Source organism: Arhodomonas sp. KWT (genome assembly GCF_010993615.1).
In genome coordinates this window covers 1-10,116 of record NZ_WNXE01000107.1, presented here as the reverse complement: position 1 = coordinate 10,116, position 10,116 = coordinate 1, and the positions used below count along the sequence as shown (strand labels likewise).

Sequence of the window (10,116 nt, the reverse complement as noted above, 5' to 3'; positions counted from 1 at the left end):
GGCGGTTAGCTCAGCGGGAGAGCACTGCCTTCACACGGCAGGGGTCGCTGGTTCGAACCCAGCACCGCCCACCAGAATATCAAGGGCTTGGGAATCAACACCCAAGCCCTTTTTTATTGCCCGCTCTCACCGGAGACGCGGGGCGCCTACTCGGGGCCGGCCGCAGACGGCACAGGGCTGCGGCTCCGTGGTGACAGGATAAGCTCCGGCGACACCTCTTCCCATCGGCCGGGGCCGCTACCCGGACACCGGCATGCGACGACAATGCGGCTACCGGTGAAAACGTCATCCCCGCCGCGGCGCCCCCGAGCGCACAGCGGGACGAGGCCTACCTGTCTCACGTCACGGGTAAAACCACCAACTCGCCGGCCCGGAACCTCCACGACCCGGATTCCTCCGCGCCACCATCCCCGGGCGCACCGTCAGTCCCCCGGTTTCGACCCTTCGCGGCATTGCCTTCCCGTTACCCCGGCATACGGACGGATAAGCGCAACGGCCTGTCGCGATTTCCGATAAGCTGTCATGCACGCCACAGGGACGTCGCCGTGGGCCCTTCCGCCGCACACTTGGCGAAGGGCCGCCGGCACCGGACCGGCACGGGCAGGCCAGCCGCTGAGCCGTGACGCAAACAGGCCCGGAAGCGGGCAACAGGGGGAGGCCACTGGAGGGCAGCCAATGCCAGCTGGGTCCGCCGGCCAGAACGTGAACCGGCATCACCTCGTATGGAGTGGCATCTCCCTCGTGCTGTTCCTGGCTGCCCTGGCGGCACTGCATCATCTGCTTGCCGAGGTCCGGATTCGGGACATAGGTGCCGCCCTCAAGAACGTGCGACCGCTTCTTCTCGGCATGGCGCTGGCAGCGACAGTGGCCTCTTACTGCGTCCTCACGGTGTACGAGGTGCTGTCTCTCCATTACGTACGAAAGCCCCTGCCGTACCGGCAGCTCGCGGTCACGGCCTTTATCAGCTACGCATTCAGCCACAATATCGGACTACCATTGCTCACCGGAGGCTCGATCCGCTACCGGATCTACTCCGCTGCCGGCCTTTCGGGGGCCGAAATCGCGACCGTCACGGGCTTCTCCACGCTCACCTTCGGCCTGGGTGCGATACTCCTCCTGGCCGTGGCGCTCACGTTCGAACCAGCCACCCTTGCGCAGATCCTGCCCCTCCCTGCGGCCGTGGCCCGGCTGGCAGGCATCACCCTGCTCGGCGTCACCGTGTCTTACACGCTCTGGACCGCGCTGCGCCGATCACCGATACGACTGCACCGTTGGCAACTGGCTGTACCCGCCGTGCCGGTCACCCTTACCCAGTTCGCCCTTGGGGTGCTGGACATCGGGTTCGCCGCAACCGCCCTCTACATACTCCTCCCTGCTGACGCCACCCCGACCCTGCCCGCTTTCGTCGGGATATATACCGGCGCGATGGTGATCGCCATCCTCAGCCACAGCCCCGGCGGCGTGGGTGTGTTCGAGGCACTGATGCTGATCGCGCTGCCCGACGGCGACAGCGCCGCCGTCGTGGCCGCATTGCTGGTGTACCGGGTCATTTACTACCTGCTGCCTTTCGCGTTGGCGGCGATCCTGTTGGCTAGCCGGGAAGTCACGCTGCGCTGGCCGCGTGCGGCGGAGCGCCCGTCATGGCCACTCGGTGCAATCGACGCACTGGTACCTCCGGTCATGGCGGCCGCCGTATTTCTTGGTGGACTGGTTCTCCTCATATCCTCGGCAACACCGACGCTCGGTGGCCGGCTGGCAATGCTCCGGGACGTGCTGCCCCTGCCCTTCGTCGAGGCGTCCCACCTGCTGAGCAGTATCGTCGGCCTGTGGCTGCTGCTTCTCGCACACGGCCTTCTCCGGCGGCTCGATTCCGCCTGGCAGCTCACGGTGCTGCTGCTCACCGCCGCGATCCCGTTCTCGCTACTAAAGGGTCTCGACTGGGAGGAGGCGCTGATTGCGGGCGTGGTCCTGACATGCCTGGTGATGGCCCGAAGCGCGTTTTTCCGCAAAGGCTCCCTGACCGGACACGCCTACACCCGGGGCTGGCTGGCCCTGGTACTGGGCGCGATCGCCCTCACGGGCTTCGTCAGTGTCCTCGCGCTGCGCCACGTCCCTTACGAGGACTCGCTTTGGTGGCAATTCGCCTTTCACGCGGACGCCTCGCGCATACTCCGCACTCAGCTGGTCGTGGTGGTCCTGACCAGCACCTGGGTCCTGCGCGAGCTGATACGCCCCGCACCACCCTTTGATACCGGGAAGGTCGGGGAGACAGCAGATGTCGCCCGGCTGGTGGCCTCTGCCACGCGAACCGGCGCGGCCCTGGCCCTGACCGGAGACAAGCGCTTTCTTCTAAACCCGGATCGCAACGCCTTCATCATGTACCGGATACAGGGGCGCAGCTGGATCTCACTCGGCGATCCCGTCGGCCCTGACTCGGCATGGCCCGATATCGTCTGGCGATTCCGGGAACTGTGTGACCTCCACGCTGGCAGACCCGTGTTCTACCAGGTGCCGCCGACAACCCTGCCCCTGTACCTCGACCTCGGCCTCGCACCGCTCAAGCTCGGCGAAGAGGCCCGTGTCGACCTCGCGGACTTCTCCCTCCAGGGGCACCGACGCAGCGATCTGCGACACTCCGCGCGGCGGGCGGAACGCGAGGGTGCCGAGTTCGCGATCGCGCCCCGCGGGACAATTGACGAGCGCCTGATCGGGGAAATGGGCGAGGTCTCCCGCCAATGGCTGGACCGCCGCGGGACACGGGAGAAGGGGTTTTCGCTGGGCCACTTCTCGCCCGCCTATCTCCGGCTATTCGACTGCGCCACGGTCCGGCGCAACGGGCGGCTGGTCGCCTTTGCCAACCTGCTGACGGCCCCGGCGGGCGGGGAACTGTCCGTCGACCTGATGCGTCACGGCGACGACGCCCCATATGGCGTCATGGACTACCTGTTTACGCACCTGATGCTATGGGGTCAGGAAGCGGGCTACCGGTGGTTCAACCTCGGAATGGCCCCTTTGTCCGGCCTCGACGATCAGTCCCTCGGCCCGACCTGGCAACGGCTGGGCACGCTGCTGTTCGAGCATGGGGAGCATTTCTACAACTTCCGCGGGCTGCGCCGCTACAAGGAAAAGTACGCACCGGTCTGGGAACCACGCTACCTGATCGCCCCCAGCGGCCTGGCGTTACCCCGGGCGCTGATCGACGTGGCGACGCTGATCGCCGGAGGCAACCGCGGGCTGGTCCTGCGATAGCCAGTGCGGATGCCGGAACGGCCGGAACCGTTCAGGCGGATGCCAGCTCGCGCAGCAGCGCCAATACCACCCGGACCTTCTTTCCCGGTCCGGACCCCCGGGTCACGCGTCCGGCGATGATTCCAGCGGTAATGACGCGCCGGCAACCGATGTCCGGGCACGTCCGCCGTCCCGACATGCCGCGAACGTCGACGAACCCCGTCCACGCGGCTGCTCCGGGGGTCGCAGGCCGTGTGCCGTGGCTATTGCCGGAAACCCCGCCCGCGCCGGCGCTCGTGTTACACGCCCCTCCCGGGAGACTAAGCTAGCCTTAGGAGTCGTTAGGGCAGGGCGAGCGACATGGACAGGAAGGCCCGGATCAATGCTGTCTACGTGGCGATCGCCGTGTTTCTGCTGCTCGCGTTCCAGAGCTGGTGGAATGCCTATCGCCTGGTGGAAACCGTCCCCTACAGCGAATTCGAAACGCTCCTCAAGGACGGCCGCATAAGCGAAGTGAGGGTGCACCAGGACTACCTGGAAGGCCGTTTGAAGAGCCCGACACCTGACGGGCACACATTCGTCGCAACCACCCGCGTGGAGCCGGCCATGGCGGCGCAGTTGCAGCGCTACGGGGTCAGCTTCAGCGGGGTGGTTGAGAGCACCTTCCTGCGGGACCTGCTCTCCTGGGTCGTTCCGGCACTTGTATTCGTCGCGATCTGGATGTTTTTCATCCGGCGCATGGCCGAAAAGCAGGGCCTTGGCGGTCTGACATCCGTCGGCAGATCCCGGGCCAAAATCTACGTCGAGACGGATACCCGTGTGACTTTCGCCGACGTGGCCGGTGTCGACGAGGCCAAGGCGGAGCTCGCGGAGGTGGTCAACTTCCTGAGCGATCCCGCGTCCTACGGACGGCTCGGCGCCCACGTCCCCAAAGGCGTTCTGCTCGTGGGGCCGCCGGGCACCGGCAAGACGCTACTGGCACGGGCGGTGGCCGGCGAGGCCGGGGTGCCGTTCTACTCCATATCGGGCTCCGAGTTCGTGGAGATGTTCGTGGGCGTGGGTGCCGCGCGGGTACGCGACCTCTTCGAGCAGGCCCGCAAGACGGCGCCGTGCATCATCTTCATCGACGAGCTGGATGCGCTCGGCCGGGCCCGGGGGCTTTCCCCCGTTGGCGGGCACGACGAGAAGGAGCAGACCCTCAATCAGCTTCTCACCGAGCTGGACGGCTTCGATCCGAGCCAGGGCATCGTACTGCTCGCCGCGACCAACCGCCCGGAGATCCTGGATCCCGCACTCCTGCGCGCCGGACGCTTCGACCGGCAGGTCCTGGTCGACCGCCCCGATCGAACCGGCCGCCTCGCCATCCTCAGGGTACACGCAGCGAGGATCCGGTTGGCGGAAAACGTGCGTCTGGAGGACGTTGCCGCATTGACCCCCGGTTTCACCGGCGCCGACCTCGCCAACCTGGTGAACGAAGCGGCCATCCTGGCCACACGCCGGGGCGGCGACGCGGTGACCGGCGACGACTTCAGTAACGGTGTCGAGCGCATCGTGGCCGGACTGGAGAAGCGCAGCCGGCTGCTCAATGCCCTCGAACGACGGGTCGTCGCCTACCACGAAATGGGCCACGCGCTGGTCGCCGCATCGCTGCCGGGCATGGACCCGGTGCACAAGGTCTCGATCATTCCCCGCGGCATCGGGGCGCTCGGCTACACCATCCAGCGCCCCACCGAGGACCGCTTCCTCATGACGCGCACGGAACTGCGCGACAAGATGGCAGTGCTGCTCGGTGGCCGCGCGTGCGAGGCGCTCGTGTTCGGGGAGATATCCACCGGCGCCTCCGACGATCTGGACAAGGCGACGGATATCGCCCGCAACATGGTCACCCGCTACGGGATGTCCACGAAAGCGGGTCAGATGGTCTACGAACCCCGCCGGACGAGCTTTCTCGGCGACGCGGGCACCGGCTCCCCGGCGCCGGAGTACAGCGAGGCGAGCGCGCACGTGATCGACACCGAGGTACGCGCACTGGTGGACGAGGCGTTCGAACGGGCGACGGACATACTCACCCGCCGGCGCCAGGAGCTGGAACGGGGCGCGGCGCTGCTGCTGGAACGGGAAACCCTGACAGCGGACGAATTCCCGCCACTCCAGGGCTCCGCTACGGCGCAGACACCGGCCTCGGGCACCGCGACACCCCGGTGAATACCTTCAGGACGCCGCCCCGGCGACGCCCGGCGCCTCCCGCAGCGCCAGGGAGATCGTCAGCCGCGTGGTTCGTCGCAGGATGTCCAGTTGCAGGATGCCGTCGGGCACCGCGCCGCTCAGCACCCGGAAGAGCGCGTCCATCCCGGGGGTGGCGGTCCCGTCGGCGGCGAGAATATAGTCACCCGTACGCAGCCCTGCTCCCGCTGCCGGCCCGCCGGCGGTCACTTCCGCCACCTCGACCGCCGAATCCGCGGGAAGCCCCAGCGTACGTACCAGGCGCCGGTCCAGCCGACGGACACGCCCGGCAATACCGAGGTGGGCACGGCGCACGCGCCCGAACGCCAGGATCTGGGCGAGGACGACCCGGGCCGTCGTGGCGGGAATGGCGAAACCGATGGCCTGCGCCGGTGCGACGATCGCCGTATTGATGCCTATCAGCCGGCCGTGACTGTCGAGCAGTGCCCCGCCGGAGTTGCCCGGATTCAGCGGCGCCGTATGCTGTATGACGTTGTCGATAAGCCGCCCGTCCACGCCGCGCAGGACCCGGCCGAGGGCGCTGATCACACCGGTGGAGACGCTGGCGTCATAACCGTAGGGGTTGCCGATGGCGATGGCGAGCTGGCCGGGCTTTAGCGGCGGTGTCTCCTCCAGCGCCAGACAGGGCATCCGTCCGCCACGGGTCCATACCACCGCCAGGTCCGTGGACGGGTCGTTCCCGATGACATCCCCCGTTCGCGTGGCGCCATCATTCATACGCACTTCCACCGCCCTGGCACCGGTCACCACATGACTGTTGGTGAGAACGTGCCCATCGGGTGTCAGCACCACGCCGGAGCCACTGCCGGACACCGCGCCGCCATCACGCCCGCCCGTTACGGCAAGGCTCACCACCGCCGGTGCGACCGCGTCCACGACCGCGGTGACGGCACGGGAGTATGCGTCGAGCAACACCGCATCGGCGCGGCACCCGACGTCCTCACCGCCGCCGCGACTGCACCGCGGGGCGTCGTTTACAGGGACCGGCCAACGGTCGGGCATGGAGAACCTCCGGGACGGAACGGGTAATACATGGGGGCGGGATGCGGCATGCGCTGCGCCACTCGTCGGCCCGGCGACGTTCGCGTTGACCGCCGTCAATCGCCCCGTCCCCCCGGTCTCCGATATTCGATGCAGATGCCGGGGCAGAGCTCGACGGCGTGTTGCCACCGCCCCAAGCAGGAGGATGCGCGATGACAGTGTCACTCTGGCCTTCGGCCCGCGCGCATCACTGGATCCTGTCCGTCGGGAGCGCCGCCCTCCTCGTACTCGCGGTACCCGCCTCGGCGGAACACGCACTCGACGAGCAGAACACGATCGATATAGTGCGCCGGTTCGGTCCGAGCGTGGTGGCGGTGACGGTCACGATCGAAGGCCAACCGGTGGATCCTCTGCAGAACGTGCCACCGGAGCTGCGGCCCTTCTTCCCGCGTTTCGGCGTGCCCGGCGGGACGGACGAACCCGGAACCTACACCGAGCGGGCAGCGGGGAGCGGGTTCGTCGCGACCGATGAGGGCCTGCTGGTGACGAATTTCCACGTCGTGAGCGAGGCCCTGGAGCCGGGGAAGGTCACGCTCAGACAAGGCGCGACAATAACGGTGCGCTTTCCCGGTGACGAACTGGACCGGCCCGTGACGGTGCTTGGCGCCGACCAGTCCTACGACCTCGCGCTATTGCGTCTGCAGGACCCCGAGAGCCGTCCGGCGAACGCCATCGCGATACCTGTCGGCGACTCTGACACCGTCGAGGTGGGCCAGAAGGCCATCGCGATCGGCAACCCCTTCGGCCTCCAGTCCACGGTGACCAGTGGCATCGTCTCCGCGGTGAACCGTCGCGCGCCGAGCGCCGGCAGCGGTATTCCGATCGACTTCGTGCAGACTGACGCCGCAGTGAATCCCGGCAACTCCGGCGGGCCACTGCTTGACTCTTCGGGCAGGCTGATTGGCGTCAACGACGCCATTCTCGCGCCCAATGGGACCTTCGTCGGCGTCGGCCTCGCGATCCCGAGCAACCTCCTGAAGATCCGCCTCGCCGACCTGCAGGCCGGCGGTTACCTCGCAAAGGCACAGCTCGGGGTCCAGGTCCTGGATATGGCCGCCTATCCCGCGGAAGTTCGAACGCTGCTAAAACTGCCGGAAAACGGGGTGATGATCGTCTCCGTCGCCGAAAACGGCCCGGCGGAGAGTGCAGGTCTGCATGGTGCCGAATACACGCTGACCGCCTCGGGACAACAGTGGCCAGCGGGTGGCGACATCGTCATCGAGGCGGACGGCACCCGTATCGCCAGCGGCGGTGATCTCCAGGACGTGGTCCTCGCGACAAAGAAGGACCAGACCGTGCGGCTGGTCTACCTGCGGGACGGACAGCGACGCCAGGCTACCGTGCGGCCGGACATCCTTGTCCCTGCGGACGACTGAGGCGCCGGGGCTGAGGCGCCCGGCCGGTATCGCGGCCGGCCCCCCCGGAACGGCACGGGGAGGATCGACGGCATTGCCCGGGCGGAGGGAGACATCGCCATGACCGATATTCGTGCCTCCGCGACGCGGTCCCCCACCGGGGACGACGCGACGGGAGACAACGACCTCGCAGCATTTGCGTTGCTTCCGGCGTTCCGACGACGGCAGTTCCAGCCGGACCAGGAGGTCATCCGGGAGGGCGATCCGGCACCCCACGCCTACGCCCTCGTCAGCGGCTGGGCGTTCTCCTACAGGCTGCTGGCCGACGGCACCCGCCAGGTACTCGCGTTCCACATTCCCGGGGATATGCCGGGCCTTGCCGACGCGCTGCTCGGCCGCTCCAGCGCCGGGTGCAAGGCCGCGACGCCGATCGTGGCGAACAGTCTTCCGGCGTACCAGCTCCGCGCCGCTCTGACTCACGACCCGGGCCTCGCCGCCCCGGTACTGCGGGCATTGTCGCGCGAGGCGGTCGCCGCGCAAGAACGCATGGTGGACCTGGGGCGCCGCAGCGCCGTGGCCCGCACCGTCCACATGCTGCTGGAGCTGGGAGAACGGCTGCAACGCGCAGGAATGGCCGTGGGAAACGGCTATGCGTGTCCGATATCGCAGATCCTCCTGGCCGACGCCCTGGGATTGAGCGCCATCCACCTGAACCGCGTGCTGCGGCGGCTACGCGAGGACGGTGTGCTCCGGTTTCGCGCCGGCCACGTCGTGTTCGACGATCCCGCCCGGGCCCGCCGTCTGGCGCTGTCCAGCCGCCAGGACACGCCTGAACCGTATCCGGGTCGACCCCGGCACTCCACTCTGCCGGGTCCCTGACCTTCCCGGGGACGCACGGCGCCAGCGCCGCCCCCGGGCGGCGCCGGATCACGCGAGCGCCGGAGACCGGAGGCGTCGCACAGCCGCGGTAACCGACGGTGACTGTTTACGACTCGTCGTCCATTCCGGACCCGCCGCCCTTGTGAGAGCCCTCGCCCGTCTCACGCATAAGCGACTGGCGTGCCTTGGCTACTTCGTCCCGGCAGGTCTTCTCGTCATTCGCCTCCATCGCCTTTTGTGCCGCGTCGTAGTGACTCTGGACAGCGTTCCTGTGCATCCCCTCCGGCATGACATCCAGGCGCTTGTTGAGCATCTTCAGATCATCGGCACAGCCCATGGATTCCCCGGCAAGCGCGACGCCACTCATCATGGTCACCGTGGTCACGGCAGCGAGGGTCAGGGCGATTGCGTAACGACTCTTCATGATGTCGAACCTCACGACTATCACGGACAAACATCCAACCCACGGTTGGCAGAACAACGCTATGCCTCTTCCGCGGACTTGGCATTAGCCCAGGTTAATCGGACGGATACACCGTCCTGAAACCCGTTAAAGTCCCCCCGCGAGATGCAGCCGGGATCCCGGGGGCGGCAGACGGGACCTGACCGCAGCGCCTTATCCGGAGCAGCTGGAGCGGATCCAATCCTGTATGGGCCGTTTCAGGGGGACGCAGCCGGCGACCATGGAGACGTTCAATGCCCTGCACGCCGCCGGCGGCTACGACGGTGCGCTCAGCGCCAGGCACAAGGACTCATCGCGCTGGCCATCCCGGCCAGCGACGGCTGGATCTCGTTCCACACCCACGATTCGGTGAAGGCCGGGGCGTCGCCGGAGGGGCTCGCGGAGGCCCTGAGCGTTGCGGACCTCATGGGGGGCGGACCGGCGATGCTCTACGCGACCCGCGTGCCCATGATGGAGGCGATGGCGTAGTGTCGGTCCACCGGAGGCTGAGCCGGCGTCCACAAACGGAACACGGAAGAAGACGGGGCCGCCGGACGGCGACCCCGCTGCAGATAAGACCGTCGGCCGGGCCCGCAACCCGGAGACGGACGTGCCGCCAGCCCTGCCCGCGCACGGCCCCCGGGCCGTCCCGACGGGTCAGTCCGCCTCGACCCCCTCGCGGGTGATGCCCTCGGCGATGGTCGAGCGGCGCACGCGCAGGCTGCCGGCGCCGTCGTCCTCCTGGACGGCCTCGATGCCGGTGTCCTCGCCGTCGTCGTTGCCGGCGGTGGTGGCGTGCGAGACGGTGGCGAACAGGCTGCCCGCGCTCTCTTCCTCCAGGACGATGCCGTTGCCGCCGTTGCCCACGGCCCTCACGCGATCCAGCATCCCGGTCACGCCGCCGGCGTCCTCCTCGGAGAGCTTGAA

The 10,116-nt window shown here is 67.9% G+C and carries 8 protein-coding genes; 5 read left to right on the top strand and 3 right to left on the bottom strand.

Annotation, left to right across the window (positions count from 1 at the left end; translation table 11 throughout):
* Nucleotides 1–741 precede the first annotated feature (741 nt).
* Nucleotides 742–3,249 (top strand): bifunctional lysylphosphatidylglycerol flippase/synthetase MprF, encoded by a 2,508-nt coding sequence (mprF, locus tag G7A99_RS13570; protein ID WP_163140986.1) that lies wholly within the window; start codon nucleotides 742–744, stop codon nucleotides 3,247–3,249.
* Between the two features lie 339 nt (nucleotides 3,250–3,588).
* Nucleotides 3,589–5,433 carry an ATP-dependent zinc metalloprotease FtsH gene (gene ftsH / locus G7A99_RS13565; protein ID WP_018717175.1) on the top strand — a complete coding sequence of 615 codons (1,845 nt, stop codon included), beginning with the start codon at nucleotides 3,589–3,591 and terminating at the stop codon, nucleotides 5,431–5,433.
* A 6-nt stretch (nucleotides 5,434–5,439) separates the two neighbouring features.
* Here ftsH and G7A99_RS13560 read toward each other — a convergent pair whose 3' ends face one another.
* Nucleotides 5,440–6,384, bottom strand: a complete 945-nt coding sequence (locus G7A99_RS13560) for a S1C family serine protease (protein ID WP_205599852.1) — start codon at nucleotides 6,382–6,384, stop codon at nucleotides 5,440–5,442.
* 281 nt (nucleotides 6,385–6,665) lie between these two features.
* Between G7A99_RS13560 and G7A99_RS13555 the strand changes: the two genes are divergently transcribed.
* Nucleotides 6,666–7,889: a S1C family serine protease gene (locus tag G7A99_RS13555; RefSeq protein WP_018717177.1), complete on the top strand. Its 1,224-nt coding sequence runs from the start codon at nucleotides 6,666–6,668 to the stop codon at nucleotides 7,887–7,889.
* 99 nt (nucleotides 7,890–7,988) lie between these two features.
* Nucleotides 7,989–8,747 carry a Crp/Fnr family transcriptional regulator gene (locus tag G7A99_RS13550; protein WP_018717178.1) on the top strand — a complete coding sequence of 253 codons (759 nt, stop codon included), beginning with the start codon at nucleotides 7,989–7,991 and terminating at the stop codon, nucleotides 8,745–8,747.
* Nucleotides 8,748–8,853: 106 nt separating this feature from the next.
* Here the strand turns inward: G7A99_RS13550 and G7A99_RS13545 are convergent, their stop codons facing one another.
* The gene (locus G7A99_RS13545; RefSeq protein WP_163140984.1) at nucleotides 8,854–9,171 is read right to left on the bottom strand and encodes a hypothetical protein; all 318 of its coding nucleotides are present in this window, start codon (nucleotides 9,169–9,171) and stop codon (nucleotides 8,854–8,856) included.
* 144 nt (nucleotides 9,172–9,315) lie between these two features.
* Between G7A99_RS13545 and G7A99_RS25780 the strand changes: the two genes are divergently transcribed.
* Entirely contained in the window at nucleotides 9,316–9,678 is a 363-nt protein-coding gene (locus G7A99_RS25780; protein WP_084594076.1) for a carboxymuconolactone decarboxylase family protein, read from the top strand.
* A gap of 168 nt (nucleotides 9,679–9,846) precedes the next feature.
* On the opposite strand, the gene G7A99_RS13535 is transcribed toward G7A99_RS25780, so the two are convergent.
* Nucleotides 9,847–10,116 (bottom strand): hypothetical protein (locus G7A99_RS13535; RefSeq protein ID WP_163140981.1); only part of this gene is annotated, 270 nt, incomplete at its 5' end.

Coding starts and splice junctions, on each gene's coding strand:
- G7A99_RS25780 (WP_084594076.1), top strand. CDS start 9,316: ATGCAGCCGGGATCCCGGGGGCGGCAGACGGGACCTGACCGCAGCGCC.
- G7A99_RS13550 (WP_018717178.1), top strand. CDS start 7,989: ATGACCGATATTCGTGCCTCCGCGACGCGGTCCCCCACCGGGGACGAC.
- ftsH (WP_018717175.1), top strand. CDS start 3,589: ATGGACAGGAAGGCCCGGATCAATGCTGTCTACGTGGCGATCGCCGTG.
- G7A99_RS13555 (WP_018717177.1), top strand. CDS start 6,666: ATGACAGTGTCACTCTGGCCTTCGGCCCGCGCGCATCACTGGATCCTG.
- G7A99_RS13545 (WP_163140984.1), bottom strand. CDS start 9,171: ATGAAGAGTCGTTACGCAATCGCCCTGACCCTCGCTGCCGTGACCACG.